The sequence below is a fragment of the Photobacterium sp. 270122K genome (assembly GCF_059941365.1).
Window position 1 is genome coordinate 141,192 of sequence record NZ_JBPOEN010000003.1, and the last position, 22,262, is coordinate 163,453.

The 22,262-nt window shown below is 48.4% G+C and carries 19 protein-coding genes; 12 read left to right on the forward strand and 7 right to left on the reverse strand.

The window, feature by feature from the left end; translation table 11 throughout:
• Window positions 1-51 precede the first annotated feature (51 nt).
• Window positions 52-966: a DMT family transporter gene (locus ACSF8W_RS06695; protein WP_500846137.1), complete on the reverse strand. Its 915-nt coding sequence runs from the start codon at window positions 964-966 to the stop codon at window positions 52-54.
• Window positions 967-1,116: 150 nt separating this feature from the next.
• Here ACSF8W_RS06695 and ACSF8W_RS06700 point away from each other — a divergent pair, with 150 nt between their 5' ends.
• Window positions 1,117-2,052, forward strand: coding sequence for a LysR family transcriptional regulator (locus tag ACSF8W_RS06700; RefSeq protein WP_500846138.1), 936 nt, complete (start codon window positions 1,117-1,119; stop codon window positions 2,050-2,052).
• A 53-nt stretch (window positions 2,053-2,105) separates the two neighbouring features.
• Here the strand turns inward: ACSF8W_RS06700 and ACSF8W_RS06705 are convergent, their stop codons facing one another.
• On the reverse strand, window positions 2,106-3,845 hold the full coding sequence (locus ACSF8W_RS06705) for a chitinase (protein WP_500846140.1): 1,740 nt from the start codon (window positions 3,843-3,845) through the stop codon (window positions 2,106-2,108).
• Between the two features lie 768 nt (window positions 3,846-4,613).
• Window positions 4,614-5,933, reverse strand: a complete 1,320-nt coding sequence (locus ACSF8W_RS06710) for an SLC5/6 family protein (RefSeq protein WP_428477257.1) — start codon at window positions 5,931-5,933, stop codon at window positions 4,614-4,616.
• Between the two features lie 543 nt (window positions 5,934-6,476).
• On the opposite strand from ACSF8W_RS06710, the gene ACSF8W_RS06715 reads away from it, so the two are divergent.
• The gene (locus tag ACSF8W_RS06715) at window positions 6,477-7,067 is read left to right on the forward strand and encodes a sugar O-acetyltransferase (RefSeq protein ID WP_500846142.1); all 591 of its coding nucleotides are present in this window, start codon (window positions 6,477-6,479) and stop codon (window positions 7,065-7,067) included.
• Window positions 7,068-7,099: 32 nt separating this feature from the next.
• On the opposite strand, the gene ACSF8W_RS06720 is transcribed toward ACSF8W_RS06715, so the two are convergent.
• A complete protein-coding gene (locus tag ACSF8W_RS06720) occupies window positions 7,100-7,912 on the reverse strand; it encodes an AraC family transcriptional regulator (RefSeq protein WP_500846682.1) in 813 nt (270 codons plus the stop codon).
• Between the two features lie 292 nt (window positions 7,913-8,204).
• On the opposite strand from ACSF8W_RS06720, the gene ACSF8W_RS06725 reads away from it, so the two are divergent.
• The gene (locus tag ACSF8W_RS06725; RefSeq protein ID WP_500846684.1) at window positions 8,205-9,068 is read left to right on the forward strand and encodes a mechanosensitive ion channel family protein; all 864 of its coding nucleotides are present in this window, start codon (window positions 8,205-8,207) and stop codon (window positions 9,066-9,068) included.
• A gap of 60 nt (window positions 9,069-9,128) precedes the next feature.
• Here the strand turns inward: ACSF8W_RS06725 and ACSF8W_RS06730 are convergent, their stop codons facing one another.
• Entirely contained in the window at window positions 9,129-9,794 is a 666-nt protein-coding gene (locus tag ACSF8W_RS06730) for a CatA-like O-acetyltransferase (RefSeq protein WP_500846144.1), read from the reverse strand.
• A gap of 131 nt (window positions 9,795-9,925) precedes the next feature.
• Between ACSF8W_RS06730 and ACSF8W_RS06735 the strand changes: the two genes are divergently transcribed.
• Window positions 9,926-10,231, forward strand: a complete 306-nt coding sequence (locus tag ACSF8W_RS06735; RefSeq protein WP_500846146.1) for a DUF1330 domain-containing protein — start codon at window positions 9,926-9,928, stop codon at window positions 10,229-10,231.
• Between the two features lie 23 nt (window positions 10,232-10,254).
• On the opposite strand, the gene ACSF8W_RS06740 is transcribed toward ACSF8W_RS06735, so the two are convergent.
• On the reverse strand, window positions 10,255-11,247 hold the full coding sequence (locus ACSF8W_RS06740) for a zinc-dependent alcohol dehydrogenase family protein (protein WP_500846148.1): 993 nt from the start codon (window positions 11,245-11,247) through the stop codon (window positions 10,255-10,257).
• 103 nt (window positions 11,248-11,350) lie between these two features.
• On the opposite strand from ACSF8W_RS06740, the gene ACSF8W_RS06745 reads away from it, so the two are divergent.
• The 7 genes from ACSF8W_RS06745 to ACSF8W_RS06775 all read left to right on the forward strand — a co-directional run bounded on the left by ACSF8W_RS06745 (window position 11,351) and on the right by ACSF8W_RS06775 (window position 18,848).
• Complete coding sequence (locus ACSF8W_RS06745; RefSeq protein WP_500846150.1) at window positions 11,351-12,244, forward strand: LysR family transcriptional regulator; 894 nt, start codon at window positions 11,351-11,353, stop codon at window positions 12,242-12,244.
• 116 nt (window positions 12,245-12,360) lie between these two features.
• A complete protein-coding gene (locus ACSF8W_RS06750; RefSeq protein WP_500846152.1) occupies window positions 12,361-12,900 on the forward strand; it encodes a 3'-5' exonuclease in 540 nt (179 codons plus the stop codon).
• 310 nt (window positions 12,901-13,210) lie between these two features.
• Window positions 13,211-13,657: a hypothetical protein gene (locus ACSF8W_RS06755; RefSeq protein WP_500846154.1), complete on the forward strand. Its 447-nt coding sequence runs from the start codon at window positions 13,211-13,213 to the stop codon at window positions 13,655-13,657.
• A gap of 309 nt (window positions 13,658-13,966) precedes the next feature.
• On the forward strand, window positions 13,967-14,920 hold the full coding sequence (locus ACSF8W_RS06760; protein WP_500846156.1) for a DMT family transporter: 954 nt from the start codon (window positions 13,967-13,969) through the stop codon (window positions 14,918-14,920).
• Window positions 14,921-15,099: 179 nt separating this feature from the next.
• On the forward strand, window positions 15,100-15,984 hold the full coding sequence (gene prpB / locus ACSF8W_RS06765; RefSeq protein WP_500846157.1) for a methylisocitrate lyase: 885 nt from the start codon (window positions 15,100-15,102) through the stop codon (window positions 15,982-15,984).
• Complete coding sequence (locus ACSF8W_RS06770) at window positions 15,981-17,432, forward strand: bifunctional 2-methylcitrate dehydratase/aconitate hydratase (RefSeq protein WP_500846159.1); 1,452 nt, start codon at window positions 15,981-15,983, stop codon at window positions 17,430-17,432. The genes prpB and ACSF8W_RS06770 overlap by 4 nt, the downstream gene beginning before the upstream one ends.
• A 579-nt stretch (window positions 17,433-18,011) precedes the next feature.
• Window positions 18,012-18,848 carry a (2Fe-2S)-binding protein gene (locus ACSF8W_RS06775; RefSeq protein WP_500846160.1) on the forward strand — a complete coding sequence of 279 codons (837 nt, stop codon included), beginning with the start codon at window positions 18,012-18,014 and terminating at the stop codon, window positions 18,846-18,848.
• Here the strand turns inward: ACSF8W_RS06775 and ACSF8W_RS06780 are convergent.
• Complete coding sequence (locus ACSF8W_RS06780; RefSeq protein WP_500846162.1) at window positions 18,845-19,681, reverse strand: bestrophin-like domain; 837 nt, start codon at window positions 19,679-19,681, stop codon at window positions 18,845-18,847. The genes ACSF8W_RS06775 and ACSF8W_RS06780 overlap by 4 nt on opposite strands.
• Before the next feature lie 441 nt (window positions 19,682-20,122).
• Here ACSF8W_RS06780 and ACSF8W_RS06785 point away from each other — a divergent pair, with 441 nt between their 5' ends.
• A complete protein-coding gene (locus tag ACSF8W_RS06785) occupies window positions 20,123-22,183 on the forward strand; it encodes a glycoside hydrolase family 3 protein (protein WP_500846164.1) in 2,061 nt (686 codons plus the stop codon).
• Window positions 22,184-22,262 lie beyond the last annotated feature (79 nt).

Genomic DNA, 22,262 nt, shown 5'->3' on the forward strand with positions numbered 1-22,262 from the left:
TCGGAAACCCGTTTTTTTATATCTGTTAATTGGCTCAGACCTGAAAGCGAACTACGCCATACGCTGCGTTTGTTTTGCCTGCCAGCGTGGAACAAGGGTATTGATCAGCGTCGCCAGTACAATTAATCCGATCCCCAAGATTTTGCTTTGGCTGAGGGTATCGTTGAAAAAGCTGATTTGCCAGATGAAGGCGAACACCAAATTGGTGAAGATCAGCGGGGATAATTGCGAGCCAGAATGGGCCAGTTTATAGGCCATCACACGAAACATTTGCGTGCTGGCAATGCTGAGCGCAAGCACCGTGACGCCGGTGAGAATGGCTGCCGTAGTGAGTGGCGCATCGGGTAACACGAGGCCACCTTGCTGAAAGGTCGTCATACTGGCGAACGGTGCAATGATAAGTGCCGCGAGCAGGAAGCACCAGCCATTCACTGCTGCTGACGGCAAGCCGGATTTAGCCCCTTTGAACAAGGTGACTTGCGACAAGGCATTGAACAATCCGGCCGCGAGTCCGGTCAATAATTCGGGACGCATCGCCATGTCGCCGGTTCCGCCCGCTTGTAAGATCACGCCGCAAAAGGTCATTCCTAAGCAGAACAAAGTAATGCCTTTCAGGGGCGTGCGATATAACAGTTTTTCTAAAACAGGGATGAATAGAGGACCAGTGCTAAACAACACCACACTCTCGACCAGTGTTAACGTGGTTAATGCATAGAGGAAACACATTTGGCTGCCCACCACACATAACGCACGAATAATAATAGGGCGCGCTGTGTTGCGGGTCGGGAAGGCCCAACCTTGATAGGCCAGTATGCCTAACATGATGAGTGCAGGCAGGAAAAAGCGAAGAAAACCCAGGATATCGGTGCTAAAACTTTGGCTGAGCACTTTCCCCATCAAGCCATTGAGAGAGAGGCTGAAGGTGGAGATAAGCATGAAAATAACGGCTCGTAGATCGTTGGGCATGGGGTTCCTCTGTGAGGGTTCTTGCGTCGAGGAAGTGGTTGTGCCTCGTACTGTGATACACGTTTTAAGCTCAGTGTAGTGAGATTGCCGTTGATAAAAAAGCGAGTAATACTTACGGAATTCATAAGAAAAACTGACAGATGATCAAGCATGAGAAAGCTCGTTCCATTAAAGTCGATTTATGCATTTGTGGCGGTAGCCGAGTTGGGTAGCATGAGTGAGGCCGCACAGCATCTGAGTGTCAGTCATTCGGCAGTCAGTCAGGCCATCAAGTCGCTTGAAACGCAATTGGGTGTGGTGCTATTTCGTCGCGTTGGGCGGCGGGTTGAACTCAATGCCCAAGGTCGAAAGTATTACCGCAAAGTGGCACCCGCACTCACTCAAATTGTGGAGGCGAGTGAGTCGATAGCCCGTCAAACCCATAGTCACCGATTGACCGTCAATATGGTGCATTCTTTGGCGTTGCATTGGTGGATCCCCAATGTATCGGATTTTCAGGCTTACGCGCCGCATATTGATGTGCGTATTTCCAATATTCTGGGTGTATTCGATTTGGATCATGAAGGGGTCGATGTCGCGCTATTGCATGGTTTGCCGGACGAATGGCAGGGCGATTATTGCGAAAAGTTAGGCGATGATGCCCTGATCATGGTGTGCAGTCCCCACTTGTTAGAAGGGCTAAAGGATACCGTTTCCAATGGCATATACGATGCAATGCAAGATACCGGTGATTTGTTATCGGCCTTGTTAGCCCAATATCCGGCAATTTTTGCGACGCACCCAAGACGGCAAAAAGACTGGGAAGTGTGGTGTCAGGCGCACGATGTAGCGGTACCTGAACAGCAGAAAAATCTGTCTTTTCATGCCTCTATTCATGCTGTGCAGGCGGCGATTAGGCGCTTAGGTGTGCTCATTACCCATCAGCAATTTGTCAAAGATGATATTAAACATGGCATGTTGGTACAGGTGGGTGAGGCGGTGCTTAACCCGCATCAGGCGTTTTATTGGATTTGTGCCAAAGAAAAGCTCAAAGATGAAGGGGTGCTGACCGTGCGGCATTGGTTGCGGGAACAGTTTCAGTCGTAATAAAAGGGACGCGCAATCGCGTCCCTTTGTCTATCAATCAGAATAACGGCTGATTAGCTACAAGGTACTTCATCCCAGAACCAGTTACTCGCGGTTGGAGATTCCCAAACGCCAGGGTTGTTCTTGGCGACAAAACATTTACCTACGTTAGTGACCATGTCACCGTTGCTTACCTTTGTTTGGCCTGCAACCCATTCAGTGACACCGGCTGGTGGCGGAATAGGGTCAACCGGTGGCTCGACAGGTGGATCAATTGGTGGCTCAACCGGTGGCGGAATTGGGTCTACGGGTGGCTCTACTGGCGGATCAATCGGTGGTTCAACAGGTGGGGTTGTGCCGCCAATCTGCTTCCAAGGACCCGCTTTTGTTGGGTCGTCACCTTGTGTCCACCACTTGGCTTCGTAGTTCGCGCCTTTGTGGCTCACTTTGTCGCCACCGGTGTACACTTTAGTGGCTTCCCAGGCAGGGAAGTCGCTTGGGTCCGGATCTGGATCAGGGCCTGGACCCGGGCCCGGCCCTGGATCAATAGGACCATCGATGACACGTACGTCAGGCCAGCTGATTTGTGCATCATAGACATCCGTCACACACTTCTCGTAGTCACCTTTCACCAGCGAAGAGTAAGCGGTTTGGTAGCCCACTAGCTTACATTCAAACGATACACCGCCAGGACGGTCAGAATGGTATTTGTAGTCAGCTTCCCAGTTGGTGTACAGCACATCGGTTGCGCCGTTTAGGTTCAAGCTACCGTATGGCAACTGCTGCCAACAGGTGTTGACTTCGTCGGCTTCCACAGGGATTTGGTAGTGATTCTGTAGACCTTCCCAGTAACGGATACGGTTAACAGGTTGACCTTTGTCTTTATTCTGCTCACCACACTCAATACCACCGTTGATCACGTTGATCGTGGTACCGAAGCCGTAACCAATGCCCGCGTCTTTTTCACGCTGAGACGGTGTCCAAGTACGGTCGATAACGTGCAGCATCGCCGGTTTTGGTGCCTGTGGTGTGAGGAAGAACCAGATTGCAGATGCTAGGTTCAACCAAGAATCCGCAACAAGAGCAGGATTGTTCAGTAGGACGGTGGCATCACCGGCGTACATGGCTTCAGAGAAGGCGCCGTAGTTAAAGTGGTAAGAAAGTTGTTTTGCACCACGGCCGAAATATCCCTGACCGTCTGCACAAGGCCACTTACGGTTTTGCCAATCGTTACCACCACAGCCTGTGGTGTAACCCGGTTGGCCTTCTGCCCAACCCATTTCACGTACGTGAACCAACGCCTGCTGCCACTCTTCTAGGCCTTCAGGGTTGTCCCATGTATTGTCGATAGCAATGTGACCACCGGTTTCTTGTGCAAAGTGCGCAAACGCCGTGATGATGGATTTTTTACAAATCGCATCCGAATCTCGGCCGTCAGTGTAATCGCCACAGAACGCAGGAAATTTACCAATCGCACGTAGGAAGCGGGTATAGGTGTATTCTGGTGCAGCCATGCCGGTTAAGAAATCCCACTCTGTTTCAGGGAAAACTTTCTCAGCACGAATAACGTTCACAGGGTTAGAAGCAAGGCCAGGCAGGATCGCTTCTACCTTAGCATTGTCTAGGGTTTCCAATGCCTTCGCCCAAACGGCGTACATTGGGTCATTGGTTTTGGCTTTTTCTGCCGCTTCAATGTCTGCGCGAGGAATCACGAAACCGCCTGGATTTTCCGGGTCAGGTTGAATGTTCATCGCAAAGCTGCTTGTCGCAAGCGTACAGCCCACGAGTACAGCTAAATGTTTCATTTTCAACATGTAAATATTCCTTTAAAAAAGTGCATGTCGTTTTTGTGCTATTCCCTTGGGCCGAGTTATCAACCTGTATGATCGCTTGCGGGTCTATATGCCTTCTGCCCAATCATGCGTAACGTCAAACATAACGCCTTGGATGAATGGGGCGGAAGTGAACCAACATGTATACAAAGGTCCGAGTCCGTTTTTTCATAGCACAGGTAGTACGTAACTCTCTCAATATATAACAAGGCTTAATTCGCCATGCACTTGATTGTTTTGGTTTTAACGTCTGGATTTTAAGATAAATCAGGTGTTTAGTTTTGGTTGTTTATGTGATCTTACTTCCTGGTGGTGATATTAACTAAAAAGTGGCTATTGATAGTGGGGTGGTTTGTGTGCGGATTTTTTACGTCAAAATGGATAAGTGCGAGCGACGTCTTTTTGTTGTTGATCGATGAAAGCAACGAACATGAAAATTTGAAAAGAGACTCACGAGTCAAGATTGAGTGGCAAAGTGCAGTGAAAAATGGCCGAAAATAACAGTGTTAACGGGGTCACATTCATGGCAGCGGGGAACTGTGAAGTGGCGCAATAATTTCCAGACTGGGACGAGCGTTATAGTAAAAATGGTCTACGTGATTGGCATGTCAGCGCATAAAAAAAGAGGGGAGAAAACCGCTAACTGATGGTTCAAAAGAGACGGGTTATGATTGTGAGGGATAAGGCGGCGAAGAAACAACAAGGCCCACACAGGGTGGGCCTTGTTCGTTGATATCACTTAATTCACACTTAGATGAAAGCAAGCAGCGGTGAGATACATAGCAAGATACCCGTTGCGATGATTAAGTTCGTCGCCATGCCTTTGTACTGGTGCAATTCAGGTACTTTGTGTACTAGGTAAGCCGGAATCAAACAACCCACCATACCGAACACTGGGCTACAGATAGACGTGAATGACAGAATAGGGGCATTCAGTGCAATCGCAGACCAAGCCAGTAGGATGATGAAGGCCACCACGCCTTTACTTACCAAGTCTTCATTGATCTCTTCTGCTTTGTATTTACGCTGAAGTAGGTTCATTGCCAGACCCTTACACGCTTCACGGAAGGCCAAGAACACCCCGAAGAATGACGTTACTACAGCGAAGATGTTGATCACGATACCCGTTACCGTCGCCCAACTGCCTGCGTAGTAGTGTGCAATGATAGCCAGTGCAGACACGTTACGGTTCATTGCGTCTACCGCTTGCTCTTGGCTAATCGCGAACGTAAAGGAAACCGCGAAGAAGAACACCACCACAAACAGGATAGAGAACGCCACTTTCATTGCACGGTTGGCTTTGTAGCGAGCGACTTCAATCGATGTTTCGTGTGAACGGTAAGAAATCACCATTGGGCTGAGAGATTGAATAAACAGAATAGATGTCAGCGTAAAAGGTAGTGTGATAATGGCGTCTTTCAGCATCGGCAGGAAGCTGCCCACTTCAGGGATGTTCGCCATGTCCCAACGGCCGACAAGCAGCAAGCCCATGACCGCAACCAGCGACAGTACCGTTACCGCCATAAAGCCAGACAGTTTAAACAGCAGTTTCTCGCCTTTACTACCAATGAACGACAGCACACAGATCAACGCTAGGCCGTAGAACATGTTTTCATTTAAGTGGCCTTCTGTCACACCGAAAGAGTGCAAGTATGAAGAACTGTCGTTGGTGACCGCCAATGAGTACACCAGTACCCAAATAACCAGCATAATGAAGTACAGCACACCCAGTGCGACACCCCAGTTTTTACCTAAGTAACCCGAAATGATGGCCGGGTAGTCTTTACATTCTTTCGATTCCGCCAAGGTGTTAATAAAGAGTTTTTGGAACAGATACATTGCCGGGTAGCCAATCACGGAAGAGAGCAAGAATACCCACAGACCCATGATACCCACTTGAACAGGAAGGAATACGATACCGGCACCAATGGCCATACCAATACTCATCACGATCCAGCCCACATCCACATTGTCGAACTTAATTGCTTTTTTCCATTCCGTCTCAGACATGCCGGCTTTGACGTGAGGGGGTACGTTTTTTGGTGAGCCATTAATGGCGTCTGTATGCATGCTCATAGCTGCTCCATGTAGGGTTATATTCCCCAATTGGCCTTTTTAGTAGTACGACAAAGGAATTGGAGACGTTTTATCATTATTTTCTTCGCAGGCATATTAGTGCGATCAAGAAGGGAAAAGCTTTCTAAGTTTCCTGCAAAACAGGGAATAATGAGGAACTTTTTGCTTAATTTAGGGGAATGCAGAAATGAAATTCTCCACTTTGATGTTCGTCATTTTTGAAATAATAATCCTAAGATCTAGCTCATACTTAGAATAAAAAATCAGTCACTTGGCGTAATGACAATGATCACACAATAGTAAAAACATCCGTTTTGTGCGCTGAGAAACAGACAGAGAGAAGAAAACAGCATAAGCACTATTTTGCCCGTCGCCTTCCCCGCTATTTAGCGGGCTCACCGAATGTGATCCCGTTAACCTTTTATTGTTTTAATGCCGATATACGTAAAAAAGCCATCTCTTTTCAAGGCATTGATCTTGATAATGGGGTGAAGTAATCAATGTACGTGGCATTAGCATGTTGTTAGGACTGAGACAGTGAAAACAGAAAAAGAAAAAATGTTGGCGGGCGAACTGTATGAAACATGGGATGCAGCGTTGACGCATGACCGCCAACAAGCGAAGAAGTTGTGCTTTGCGTTAAACCAGACCTGCCCGACAGATAAACCGGCACGTCAGGCTATTATTAATCAGTTACTGCAACAAGACACCGATGCGTGGATTGAGTCACCGTTTAATTGCGATTTTGGTTATAACCTGAAAGTGGGTAAGGGGTTTTATGCCAACCACGGTTGCACCATTCTTGATTGTGCTTCTGTGACGATTGGTGATAACTGCCTGTTGGCGCCGAGTGTGGTGATTGCGACACCGGGACATCCGTTAGATCCGATTGCGCGTGCAACGGGGATGGAATTTGCCCACGCCATTACCATTGGTCATAACGTCTGGCTGGGTGCCAATGTCACCGTGTGTCCGGGCGTGACGATTGGCGATAATGTCGTGGTTGGGGCGGGCAGCGTCGTGGTTAAAGACCTGCCTGCGAATACCGTGTGTGTGGGGGCGCCCGCCGCGCCAATTCGCACCATTGAGATGGATGAAGATAAAGAAGCGCTATCATCCTGCTTGTAATTGGCCCTGCATGACCAATCGGTAGGGAGCGTTTATCTCGGTTCGCCAGCGTGAGGATCACTACGGGGATAGAATCGTTGGCGATACTGCTCTGGGGTACACGCCGCATGGCGTTTAAACAAGGCAATAAACGGTGAGGCTTGGTGGTATCCCAAGGTTAAGGCAATTTCTTTAACTGAGAGTCCTTTACGCAGTAAATGCAAAGCGTAGAGGAACTTGCGTCGCTGACGCCATTCGGTAAAGCTCATTCCCAATTTATCCTGACAGTGGCGCGCCAAGGTGCGCTCTGTGGTGTGCAATTCTTCTGCCCACTCTTTGAGGGATTTTTCGTTGGTGGGGTTGTGGTCCATTGCTTTCAAAATCGGTTTTAAGAGTTTGTCATTACTGGATGGCAAAAATTGTTCGTGTTCTTTGGCTTGGTAAACCTGATCTAACAACACATTGGCTAATCGTTTATCTTGCTCGGTTTCCGGTACGGCAATGCAACGGGCTTTGAAGTCGTTGATGATCGCTTCCATGATCGGGCTGACTTCCAATAAACAGGTGTAATCTGGCAAGGGTTTGGCCAGCGTATCGATAATATTCATGGAGCAGTAATTGAGGCTACGGCGAATGTAGCTTTCGTGCCGTACCCCTGCAGGCACCCAAACCGCGTATTGCGATGGTGACAGAAATAGCTTCTTTTCGGCCTTTAGTTCCAAAATCCCGCCATTGATCACCTGTAACTGCCCCCACGGATGACTGTGATTCGGCGTCGTGGTATTGGGTAAAAAGACCTCGTGGCCAAAAAAAATATCACTGGGAGGATTATCATTATCAAACAGCGGTTGGTAGCGCGTGTTCATTGCAGCGTTTTTATCACAGCTTTTCATGGCACCGGTCAGCACTCAGTAGGGTATACAAATACGGTAATGGGCAGGGTAGGTGATAGCAAGTAATAATGCGGAACCTGTGAGGTTATTGTGTTGATTTTTCATTCCATTAGATGAAAAAGCGCATTAATTCGGGATGTCGGGTGGATCTCTCGCCAGATGTATGGGAACGTTACGTTTCAATACTGAGAGATGTATTAACGGTGCCGATATCGACGGTCGGTACTGTTAAGCGGTAAAGAAGGGATAAAGTGTGAAAGAGGTAATGATTGTCATCAACTTTCTGATGGCACATAAAGTGATATTAAGCCTATTGTTTATGGCGATCGTGCTACTGCTGCGGCGTGTGGCGTTGTCACAGATACGCGGCGATGTGGCGTTTATCTCTGAACATCAACGTAAATGGATGTCACGCACCAAAAACGGTACGTTCGGCCTTATCGTGATCACCCTGTTTATTCTCTGGCAGTCAGAGATCAGTGAATTTGCGCTGTCATTAACGGCCATTGCGGTCGCGATTGTGGTGGCATCGAAAGAAATCATTTTGTGTTTTACCGGTTCTATTCAGCGCGCCAGTGCGCGTTCGTTCCGTATCGGTGACTGGATCGAAGTGGGCAAGGTGTGCGGCGAGGTGATTGAGCACAATATGATGGCCACGGTGATCCAAGAAATCGATCTTTACCACGGCCAATACCATTTCACAGGTAAAACGGTGACCTTACCTAACAGCATGTTCTTCACCTATCCGGTCAAAAACCTCAATTTCATGAAGCGGTATGTCTACCATAGCTTCTCGATCACGGTTAGGGATTTTGTGAACCTGTTTTTGATCGTGCCAGAGATGATTGAGCAAATCGAAGGGCACTGTGAGGAGTTTATTGAGGTGGCGCGACGCTATAACAGCGTGATTGAAAAGCATGCTGGGGTCGATTTACCGGGCTCTGAGCCGCATGTACACATTTCAACGACACCGACAGGCGAGCAATTGGTGCATGTGATGTTGTTCTGTCCGACAGAAATGGCGACCCATTTAGAGCAGCGTATTCGGGAAGATTTCATGCAGATTTACCATGAAACCTTTACCGATAATAAACTCGACACCAGCACGCCGGCAGTGCCATATATGTAGAGCACCAACGACAGCGTGTTCTTTCGTATTCTATTGTTTTTTCATTTTCTATGGGAAAGGTTACACCGCAAATTGGTCGATAGCCGCCTGTAGCCGTTCAAAGAACAACCCCGCATGAAAACCATCGCAAGTCGCGTGATGGAATTGCACACTCACGGGCAGTTGAAGCTGCCCGTTCATATCTTGATATTTCCCTACCGTTACAAACGGGATCATGTAGTTACCGTCACCGTACACGTTATAGCTGATGCTGGTAAACGTGACCCAAGGCAGGGTGGTTATCGCAAAAATATTGGCAGGTAAAGGGGCTTGCGGATAGAGCGTTGTCGCGGTGGCGTATTGCACCGTGTCCTGCTGCATGCGTGCGGTAAAGACTGCGGAGTCTGGCGTGTACGGCGTCATCACATGCGTAAAGCGTTCTTCATCTTGCGTAGGGATGGTATACAGCGGATGTAAGGTATCCCAGTAGCCTAATGTGCCTTCGGCATTCACTTCGGTACGAAAATTGGGGTGACTGTTAATAACCTGACTGATGCAAAATGTCATTAATGTAGAGAATGGCACCTGTTGCTGATGGCTGTAGGCCTTGAGTGCTGTGACCGTGATGTTAGCGGCAATATCAAAGGTGCATTTACGCGCGGTGGAAAATAGTTCAAAGGTCTCTTTTCGTGACCATATATCGTAATCAATCGGAATAAAAACAGGCTGTTGCATGGTTGTTGTCATACCCTTTCAAAGAAAAATCACGCTGATAATACGTGGTTAGAAAAACGGTGCTGTACGGTAGTTCACACATTTTGGTTATCCGGCATATTATTGAAAGAACGTTTGTTCAATGACCGATGAAAGGTATAGGTATGGCATATTATTCCGTTATTAGTGTGACACCGACCTCCCATGATTGGATGACCGATTATGTGGAAAATGCCAATAAAGCGGTGGCGAAATATGGCGGCCAGTATTTGGCGCGAACATCAAGCTTTGAACGCTTGGAAGGAGAAGGGGATAATGCCGCCGTGCAGGTGATCATTGAATGGCCATCCAAAGCCGCCGCGCTTGATTTTATGGCCGATCCGGATTATTCCCCGTACTTGCAAGCACGCACAGAAGGGTCCGACAGCCATCACTTTTTGGTGGAAGGGAAGGACGACAATGCGTCCTAACCCTATGATGATGGCAAGCCAGATCAAGAAACTGACACCACGACTTTCCCTGTTGCTTGACCGCTGGCAAGGCGAGCATGGGCATCCCCAATTTGTGTCAGTGTAAATTCTGGGGCATCAAGGATTGGGCGTAATCCGCCAGCTTCTATAATGTGCGAGAGTTCTGCAAGAATTTCGCCGTGTTCTTCGCGACGTACATTGTGGATCATAGGAAGCAGCATAAAGACCACATGCAGTGAGAGGCCTTTCATGTGTGCCGTCGATAGATCCATCTCAAGTAATGAAACCGTTGTTGCCACTTGGCCATTGAGCTTCGCCGCTTCAAAAGAAGCCGCAATGTTTACGCCACCGACAGAATCAAAAATCACATCAAACCCAGCGCCACCAGTGTGTTTCGCGACATAGTCGGCAATCGATTCTGTTTTATAATTGATCACCGTGGCGCCCAAGCCTTCAACCAAAGGTACATGCTCGTCGCGGCCCACCGTGGCAAATACGTCTGCGCCGAAGTGGCGTGCAAGTTGTGTGGCGATATGGCCTACACCGCCCGCCCCGCCATGGACAAGCACTTTTTGTCCTTCGAAAGTCCCTGCGCGGGTTAAGCCTTCGTAGGCGGTGATCCCGACCAAAGGAATGGCTGCGGCTTCACGCATCGACAGGTTTTTCGGTTTGTGGGCAATTAAACGCACATCGGCGGGCATGTATTCGGCCAGCGTACCTTGTAAATCGCCAAGTCCCCCCGCGCAGCCATAGACTTCATCACCCACTGCAAACTGCGTCACATCTTCAGCTATCGCGACAATAGTGCCGGCAAAATCCATACCGAGAATGGCGGGAAGCGCGGGTGAAAACGGTAAGTCCGTCCCCATCTGGCGTATCATCATGTCAACCGTATTCACGCTGGTTGCAGCAACATTAACAAGTACTTGACCAGATTGTAGGGAGGGTTGAGGCACCTCTGCCAATTCAAAAACGTCTGGTCCACCGAACTCGCGAATAATCATAGCTTTCATCATGCATTGCCTCTTTTGTGGGTATGCATTCATTGTATTTGCTTATTAAAAAATGATAAGAAGTTACAATATAGAATGACTTTTTAGTTTTTGTTGATAATAAGAAATGAACGTAGAACATCTCAAATTATTTGTCAGATTAGCCTCTACCCACAATATCAGTTTGGCCGGACAAGCTTTCGGGCTGTCGCCTGCCGTTGCCAGTGCGCACATTAATAAGCTAGAAGAAAGCTTGGGGACGCGCTTAGTACACCGTACTACCCGCAAAGTGTCGTTGACCGAAGAAGGGGAAGCCTTTTTACCCCATGCAGAAGAAGTACTGGGTTGTGTAGAAGCGGCACGGGCATCTGTGGGGGCGGGGAGTGCATCGCCAAGCGGGGTGTTACGTGTGACCGCCCCAGCGTCGTTCGGCCGTTTGCATTTAATCCCGGGGTTGAAAGGTTTCATGACCCGTTACCCAGATTTAACGGTTGATTGCCGTTTTTCTGATTCCATCGTGGACATGGTAGAAGGCGGCTTTGATGTGGCGATTCGCAATGCTGAATTGAAAGATTCGACGTTGATTGCTCGTAAATTGGCTGCCGATCAGCGCATTGTGTGCGCATCCCCTGACTATCTGGCGCAATGGGGAGAGCCTCATACCCCCCATGATTTGCGCAATCATAATTGTATTCATTTGGCGGGGTTGGAAAGCTGGGTCTTTTCGACGCCTGAAGGCAGCGTGAGTGTGAAAACCAAAGGCACTTTTCGTTCTGATAATGGGGATGCGATTCGGGATGCGTGTGTGAATGGCATCGGCATCACTATCAATTCTCGATGGAGTGCGTATCAACAACTTCAGCGTGGCGAATTGGTGCACATCCTGCAAGATTACCCGTTAGCGTCGGAATCGGCGATTTGGGCGGTGTACCCAAGTTCACGCTTGTTGGCGCCAAAAGTGCGCGCGTTCATTGACTATTTCAGTGCGTACTACGGCAGTCCTGCTTATTGGGAAGAGTAGGGCTAAGTAGGGCTGATGTAGGGAATTGTCGCACGAATGTCTCGATCAATTTTTGCTGACCACACCCCCTTAGTGCTATCCTTCGTGCCAGTTTTAGTGTGATGTCTGGAAGTGAAATGAATTTTAATCGTATTGTCTGTTTTGACCTCGAAATGTGCTGTTGGAATGATGGCCGAGAGTCAAGAACCGGAGAGATCATTGAGATTGGTGTGGCAGAACTTGATCTGACAAACGGTGAAATTGTCCGACGTGCACAGCATTTTGTGAAACCAGAACATGATGAAATATCGCCATTTTGTACGGAGCTGACAGGCATTAAGCCGGAAGTTATCGAGAAAAATGGCAAGCCGTTGGAAGTGATCCTTAAGTCGATTGAGCAGAAGTTTGGCGGTCGCCATAAGATTTATGCCGCGTGGGGCCGTGATGATCTGATCTTACGCAAAGAATGCAAAGCGAAAGGCCTACAAGTTCCTTTCAATGAATACTTAAACATGGCGACCTTGTTCCGTTTGCAGCGCCATGTGCCGAACCGCCGCTGTGGTCAACGTGCTGCGATGGAAATTGCGGGTATTGAATGGAAAGGCCGGCAGCATTCGGGCTATGACGATGCGTATAACCTTGCACGTCTTGCCAAAACCATGTTCATCCCAGAATAACGTACCTACTTAAATCCACGTTCCTGCTTGCCTTTGTTTTCGTTGTAAAAGGCAAGCGGCCTTCATGCCTTGTCTCCTCTCCGTGATATTTCCATCGTTATTTAGTTTGCCTTTTTTCGTCCCATTTACCTGCTTTTACTCTACCTTGTTCCTGTCTCTCGAAATACGCCCCTTGCATACACGAAAAATGTTTCAAATTGTTACTTAATTATGGAAGGTATGTACACAGTTCTGTGTTTCGTGCATTGACATACGCATATGGCTCACTACTATGGCGCGATAAAAAATATTACTATGCAGTTGGTTGGCTATGCATTTCACAACATGTCGTATTCCGGTACGTACCCGGGATAGCAAGGATACCTTTCCTTGTGAGGAAAAATTGAATGAGTATCGCAATAAAGCGGAGCTGAAACGTTGGTGGAACGTCCCTTTTATTGATGAGCTTTGTTATGAAGAGTCGGGTGTCATTGGGGTGTATGTGCTCGACAGTTTTTCGTGGGATGGTCCAAGGCAAATTTCGACCCATGACGCGTTCGATGAAGCGGTGAATGCGGTACATTTTTATATCGATCATTCGCCAGTATGGCGTCGGATTGATGAACCTTATTACCCATTAGCTAAAGTGGATCATCTGATTGACCATTATGCGAGGATGACAGGAAGCAGTAAAAAACCGAGCCAGAGTGAGGTGTTTGAAAGTCTGTTTTATTGGTTACCTGCCGCCGAGCCACTCGGTGTTGAAGCCACGGTGTAGCATGTTCCTCTGTGCTATGTCGCGCGTGTAAAACAATCGTTTTCCTGTGAGGTGCATCACTCTTTCTTGTTGGGAAAGAATGACGCACATCTCTCTCTGTTACTTAAGTTTCTACTTTAATATCAGTGTATTAGTTGGATGGGCTGGCCTGATAAAAAGCAGAGAAGTGCTGCGTGAACGGGCGACTTAACTGCCTGTGTCTGACCATAGCGTTATGATGTCTTTTTAGAGATATTTATTTCTAATCTGACGTGTAACAATAGGTACTCGATGAGTCCTTCATCACGAGTATTTTATAAAAGGCACACCATGTTTTATCTATTTCCTTTACTGACCGTGATCATCTGGTCAGGGAATGCCATCGTCAATAAGTTGTCCGTTAGCGTGATTGATCCTGGCGCCATTTCCTTTTATCGCTGGTTTTTCGCCATGGTGGTATTAACGCCGTTTGTTTTGCCGTCAGTCTGGCGTAACCGTGACATCATTAAACCGTATCTGACGAAACTGGCGTTCTTGGCATTGTTGGGCATGGTGCTTAACCAATCTTTGGGCTACTTTGCGGCGGCCACAACCACCGCGACTAACATGGCATTGATTGTGTCGTTGGTGCCTTTGATCAGCATGTTCATGAGTGTACCGTTGTTGGGGCAGCGTATGCGCATTGTCGGTGTAGTGGGGGCGGTACTGTCATTGGCTGGGTTGGTGCTGATGCTCAGCAAAGGCAATATTTTGAATTTGGCCCAGCAGGGTATTTCACAAGGTGATGGCCTCGTACTGCTGGCGGCATTTGTTTATGCCTTGTATTGCGTGTTGCTGAAGCGCTGGAAAATGCCGCTGACAAACTGGCAGTCAGTGTACGTGCAGGGTGTGCTTGCCGTTACCATGTTAACGCCGATGCTACTGAGCAGTGAACGCATGGCGATCACAGGCGAATCGTTCCCCTTGATCATGTATGCCGCGATCCCGGCATCGGTGATTGCACCGTGGTGCTGGATGAAAGGCATTGAAGTGCTGGGGGCAGATCGTACTGCGATGTTCATGAACTTAATGCCGGTGCTTACGGCGATCATCGCGAGTGTTGCGCTGGGCGAACAACTTGCCCAGTATCATTATGTCGGTGGCATGATGGTACTGACAGGGGTTGTACTGGCGCAGCGAAAACCGAAAGTATCAGCACCAGTAACAGCTTCCGCGGAGACGCAAGGTGAAACCTTGGTCGACAGTATTTCGCCTGTAGTAAAAGAAGTGAAAGCGTCATCGTGATGGTGGTCTAACTCGTTCACGGTACAAGAGAATAAAATGCATAACGGCAACCGAGAGGTTGCCGTTTTTGTTTTGTGGGGCATAAAAGTATTGCGCTGTTATAAAGTTGTCAATATGCGCGAAGATGACTACGTTTTCTTTGTATGTGGTTAATTTTACACCACGAACAGGGAGGTGTTATGAACAGTCCCGGACAACGATTTAAACACGCTGTCGCCACCCATCATCCGTTACAAATTGTGGGCGCGATCAATGCCTATTGCGCCATGATGGCCGAGCAAGCAGGTCATCACGCTTTATATATATCGGGCGCAGGGGTGGCGAATGCGTCGTACGGCTTGCCGGATCTCGGCATGACGGCATTATCCGATGTATTGGTTGATGTACGGCGTATCACTGCTGCATCAACCTTGCCCGTATTAGTCGATATTGATACCGGTTTTGGCGGGGCATTGAACATTGCCCGCACCATCAAGGAAATGGAACGCAGTGGCGTTGCAGCGGTGCACATTGAAGATCAAATTGACCAAAAACGCTGTGGTCACCGCCCGAATAAAGCCATTGTGCCCCTTTCTGAAATGGTTGATCGCATCAAAGCGGCGGTTGATGCCCGTACCGATCCGGATTTTGTCATTATGGCGCGCACGGATGCCTTGGCTGTCGAAGGGATGGAGGCCGCCATTGCGCGAGCCTGTGCGTACGTCGATGCTGGCGCTGATATGATTTTTCCTGAAGCGATCTACACGTTGGCGCAATACCAACAGTTCGCCCGAGCGGTCAACGTGCCTGTACTGGCTAATATTACCGAGTTTGGTCAGACCCCGCTGTTTTCCACCACCGAGCTTGCCGATCACGGTGTCGACATGGTGCTGTATCCCTTGTCAGCGTTTCGCGCCATGAACCAAGCCGCCCTTAATGTGTATACCCACGTATTACAAGATGGTCATCAGCGCCAAGTGGTGGATACCATGCAAACCCGCGAGGCGTTATACCAGCATTTGGGGTATCACGCGTATGAGCAGGGACTGGATGTACCGTCACAGCGAAAAGGAAGGTCAGAATGAACCAGAATGTGGACAGGAATGATCGCCCCGATCCCGATACCCTATTAGTGGCTATCGCGGATTATGTTGTTAATACCGACATTGATTCCCCCCTTGCTTATGAAACCGCCCGCTATTGCCTGATGGACACCTTGGGCTGCGGTATGTTGGCACTGCGTTTCCCTGAATGCTGCAAGCACCTTGGGCCGGTGGTACCTGGCACCACGGTGGTGCATGGTGCGCGTGTCCCCGGCACGGCATATGAGTTAGATCCGGTCGCGGCGGCCTTCAATATCGGTTGTTTGATCCGCTGGTTGGATTTCAACGATACCTGGCTCGCCGCAGAATGGGGCCATCCGTCAGATAATCTGGGGGCGATCCTTGCAACGGCAGATTATTTGAGCCGCGCGGCGGTGGCACAAGGTAACCCCCCTTTATGCATGCGGGATGTGTTCACCGCCATGATAAAGGCACATGAAATTCAAGGTGTACTGGCACTGAGCCACAGTTTTAATCGGGTGGGGCTGGATCATGTCTTGCTGGTGCGTGTGGCTTCAACGGCGGTGATCACCCACATGTTGGGGGGTAATCGCGATCAGGTTGTCGCGGCGTTATCACAAGCGTGGGCTGACGGTGGTGCACTGCGGACATATCGGCATGCGCCCAATGCGGGGTCGCGAAAATCGTGGGCAGCAGGGGATGCCACATCACGTGCCGTGCGATTGGCGATGATGACCATGAAAGGGGAAATGGGATTACCGTCGGTGTTAACGGCGCCGACATGGGGCTTTGAGGATGTGCTCTTTCATGGTGAAAAGATAACGTTACCGCAACCGCTAGGTAGCTACGTGATGGAAAATGTGCTGTTTAAAATCAGCTATCCTGCGGAGTTTCATGCTCAAACGGCGGTGGAATGTGCCGTCGCCTTACATCCAACGATTATGGGTCGATTGGATGATATCGCCCGGATAGAAGTGACGACTCATGAGTCGGCGATTCGGATCATCTCGAAGGTTGGGGCATTAGCGAATCCTGCCGATCGGGACCATTGCTTGCAGTACATGATTGCGATTGGTCTGCTGTATGGCGATCTGACTGCCGAACATTATGAAGACTGTTGTCATCAGGCCGATGCTAGGATCGATCAATTACGGGATAAGATGGTGATTAACGAAGCCGCACAGTACAGTGCAGACTATTTGGATCCTGATAAACGGGCGATCGCCAATGCAGTACAAGTGTTTTTTACCAATGGAACCGCCAGCGATAAGGTTGAGGTGTCGTACCCCATCGGTCATCGTCGTCGCCGTGATGAAGGTATGCCGTTGCTTGTTCATAAGTTTGAGCAAAACGTGCAAACGCGGTTCCCTGCCGCACGGTGTGAGGCTATCTCGATGGTCTGCAGTGATCAACATAAACTTGAAGCGATGTCCGTGGAGGCTTTTATGACCTTATGGGTGATGAGTTAGCGGTTATCTGAGGCATGCCCCCAGTGGGGATGTAGACAAACGTTGATAAACGGGCGTAATCTTACCACGCTGAAAACTAAAAAAGCCGCTAAGCGGCTTTTTTGTAGTTTTGCAAAAATGAATCTTTCGCTTTACTTAATACAGATTGCGTCTGTGTTTTAAGTCGTTTTCTGACTAGCTTCGCGTCCTGACTCATTGTTTTGTCCCTAAATCAACCTAGAATACCCAGTGGGTATGTTTTTATAGGCATATATTGCCATTTATATAAGCTTGCGCCGAAGCTTGGCGTGAAATATAACGAATCATGTCAAAATATAAAATGGCTAGTGTGATGCATATGAGCGGAAAAGACCACTTATGTGATCTCTATCAATATATGATGTGTGTTTCTTATCAATATTGACACAAATATTATGCATCATGTTGGATTGCTTGGCTGTAGGTGCGTATAAATCTTGCATTATTTTATAGGTGGTTGTTTTTTGCTCTTTGTTTTATAAAATCCATTCTATTTAATGCCTTAAAGGGATTGTGGAAGGGTTGGTGTTGTTTGAATGACTTTTGGTATAAGAAAAAATAATGAATATAAGTACTGAGATGCGCCCGTTTTGGCCGGGACAACCTGACACGTGTTCCTTGCATGCGCAGCTTGATTGGCTCACTCAACGTGAGCCTTTTTTCCGCTTGCAAACCGGTCAACAAGGGGAAAAACTGGCGGAGTGGTTAGACAACCGCTGTTCACAAGTGATCACATTGTTTTGCCAAGATACCCAGACACAGCAGGCTGTGGGGGCATCATTGTGGCTGAAAGGTTTTACTGCACATCTGCTTTCTGGTATGGCCGCATTGCGCCTTAAGTTTCAGCGTGTCATGCACTTCGATGTGCACACAATAGATATTTTGCTGTCACCAAAAGGCAAAGTGAAAGCGGTATCGATTGCCGATGACGCTCCTTTTTATTGTTTGGCGACCGATCCGTTAGCGGGATCGCCTTTAGCGCGCGTGGTGGCATCAGAAGCCGCGTTAGATGCGCAGTTTTCTTCTTTGCTGGTGGCACTGGGCCAATACATGGCGCCGTATTTCAAAGCACAGAAAGTAAATCGTACGCTATTTTGGGGACATTGGGGCTATGCGGTGGGTTTGGTGTTTCAGAAATTAACCCAAGACGGTGCAGACAGTGTGTTGCTTGAAGCATTACAGCCTGATGCTGATCGCTGGTTACAGTCTCTGTTACCTAAGACCGCAACATTAAACGCATTAAAAGTGGCTGCGCGAGCGCCGATGGCGGTGTACTACGTTCGACGTGAAACGTGTTGTCTGAAATATAAGTTGGATGGCAAGAAGCATTGTTCGACCTGTCAGCTTACGGATCCGGAAGAGCAGCGTCGCCGCTATCAAGCGAAACTTCTCGCTTAATCTGACGCTTGCTGGCCTTTGATCGGCACTTGCTGTCCGAGGTCAGAGGAAAGCACGTTATCCAAGCTATCACGTAAATCAATCAGGGGCTGTTGGCTGATTTCAATGATGCTGCGCTCGGGTCTGTCGAGTTCGACAATCAAGGTCAATACTAACGAAAAGGCCAATGCAAAAGGCAGCGCGGCGACCAATGCTCTGCCTTTATTTTCTGCTCCGACTTGAATCCCATTTAAAGCCACCGTCAGAAAGGTCAGCAAGCCGAGCGTAAACCAAATACTAATAGGAATTCGCCCCCTAAAGCCTTTATTGACGCGTTCGGTATGAATATCGATGACCTCATTGAGCGCGCTGATATACAACAAAAGCAATTCTGGCGAGGTCGTTTCATGCGCTTGAATCGCTTCATTCCAGAGTTTGAGCTGCAAGGCCTCACTGTCAACAATGATCTGATTCACCGCTTCTTTGGGTTTTTCAGGATCTTCCACCACGCGAATCGTCACATATTCGCGTAATAACGCGCGGCTACGCGAGCGGTATGGTTCTGCCAGCAGGGCGGTGCGCAGTATCGTTGTTCCTAAGGCATTGGCTTCTGCCAGTACCAGTTGTTTTCTATCGCCTGATTTCGCAGCGGCCATGCTGAACGTAATGGCCAAGATAAAGGCCAGCAGGCTGGCTAAACCGGTCGCCATCGGGCTGATAGCGCCACTCATTTGCTTAGCAGGAAAGCGCTGCGCGAGTTGGTAGCCACATTCAAACATGGTAACAATTGTGCTGAAAATCAGCAAAAGAATCAGGTAGATGGAAAGCAAATCAAGGAAGGATTCAATATACATATAACAGCCTTGGTTACGTATTCAGTGTGGTCGTCCTGTGCATCAATACGGCACCTGCATCGTGCAATGTACTTTTTGGGTGAGGGGATTGCTTGGTAAGAGTATAGCGGTTTGCTTGTGTCCTGTTATGCAGAGCCTGTTTGAAGGGAATGTGATGGGGAGTGTCGCGTCATAGAAGACGGGATAACACGATGTTACATAGCGGTATTGATATTCCTTCCAGTTATTTTTATTCCTATCAATAAGATGCGTTTCAGTCTGTGAGCTTGTCGGTAGTTTGATCGGAGCAATTGGCGTATTTAATCAAATCGTGATCAATGTAAACCAATTTATTTTATTGGTTGATCTTGATCTGCAAATTAGCATAAATAGGTTAACCAATTGTTTGGTGGTGGATAGGATGCGTGTGTACCTCGTCTAATAACGATCCTAAGGGAAGCCATGAACAGCAAACATTTTACTTTAGCGCCTATCGCTGTCGCATTGATTTTAGCCGGTTGTAATTCATCGTCTGACAGTAACGATGGCAAGGATGATCTTGTCCAACCGCAGGTACAATCAAAAGTACACGCCATTATCAAGGTGGAGGATTACCAGTTCCGTGATGCAAACGGTAACGGCACACTTGAGCCTTATGAAGATTGGCGGCTAACACCCGAAAATCGCGCTGCGGATTTGGTGACGCGCATGACCCTTGAACAAAAAGCCGGGATGATGCTGATTGATACTTTAAATTCAGACGTGGGAGGGATGCCTACCGATGATGCGGCTGATCTGGTGAATCGGCAGCACATGACACGCTTTATTTTCCGTAATCCTGTTGTAGAAACACCGAACAATGATCGCGAACCGGGTCGAAGTGGGTTTGATATTACCCCCACACAAGCGGCGAAATACATGAATGCGATGCAGTTAATGGCAGAACTGACGCCACACGGTATTCCGGTCTTGTTTAAATCCAACGCCCGTAACCACATAGATCCGACAGCAAAGGCGGGGATCAATGTGGCATCAGGGGCATTCTCTGCCTGGCCGAAAGAAGCGGGGCTGGCAGCTACTCGCGATATGGCGTTGATCACCGAGTTTTCACACATCATGAATGATGAGTGGTCATCCATTGGTTTGCGCAGTATGTATGGTTACATGATGGACTTAGCGACAGAGCCGCGTTGGTACCGTGTCCATGAAACCTTTACGGAAGATGCTGACTTGGCGTCTGATATCATGCGGGCATTAGTGATTGGTTTGCAGGGCGAGACGGTTAACGAGAACAGTATTGCGCTGACTATCAAGCACTTCCCAGGCGGTGGCCCGCAAGAAAATGGCGGTGATCCCCATTATGATTTTGGTAAAAACCAAAACTATGCAGGGGACAATTTTGATTATCACCTCAAGCCATTTATCGCAGCGATAGAGGCGGGTGCTGGGTCGATCATGCCGTATTACGGCATTCCTGTTGATCAGGATGTGAAGCCGAACGATGTTGGCATGTCATTCTCTAAAGGGGTAGTCACAGAACTGTTGCGTCAGGATTTGAAGTTCGATGGGTATGTGAATACGGATACCGGCATTATTTCTATGACGCCATGGGGCGTGGAGCATAAAACGGAGCTAGAGCGTGTTGCGTTAACGATTGATGCGGGCGCCGATGTATTATCTGGCTTTAAAGATGGTTCTATGATCGTCGAACTGGTCGAGAAAAAGCTCGTCACCGAAGATCGCATTGATGAGTCGGTTGTACGTTTGCTGAAAGAACAGTTCCAGTTAGGACTATTTGAAAATGCGTATGTCGACCCTGATATTGCTGATAAGACGTTAGGTAAGCCAGAATACCAAGAGCGTGCTGAGTATGCCCAGCGTAAGTCGGTGGTTTTGCTGTCGAACAAAGAAGACAGTAGCCTGAAGGCGACATTACCACTGCCTACATCGGTCGATAATCCACTGACGCTGTACACCCTGGGAGTGAATGCAGAACTAGCCCAAGCGCAAGGGTATGACGTTGTGGCCGGTGACTATGACGAAGGCACCCAGCGTCCTGTTGCTAATGGGGCAGACGCTGCGCTGATCCGCGTGTTTGTGACCAATGAAGGCGCTGATTCCCATTTGGTGTATGGCGGAGCAAACCCTGACGAGTTGGATATTCTCGCGTTCACAGACATGGCGGCAGCGAAATCTTGGAAAATCAGTCCAAGCTTAGCGGACATTAAGGCTGTAATGAATGAAGTGGGTGCGGAAAAAACCGTGCTTGCCATCAACTTCCGTCAGCCTTTTGTGTTGGATGAAGAGAGCGGGCTAAAGGATGCGGGCGCTATCATTGCGACATTCGGTGTGTCCGATTCCGCGTTGCTTGATGTGGTGTCGGGTGAGTTTAATCCGCAAGGTAAATTGCCGTTTGCTCTGGCAAATAGTGCGGAAGCGATTATCAATCAGTTGTCGGATTTACCGGGTTACCCAGAAGCCGATACGCTGTATCCGTTTGGTCACGGTTTAAGCTATAAATAACGCGATACAACCCTAAACAAAGTGAACGTTTGGAGGTCAATCTGGGTGTTCACTTTTTGTTGATCCTGCTCTCTATACT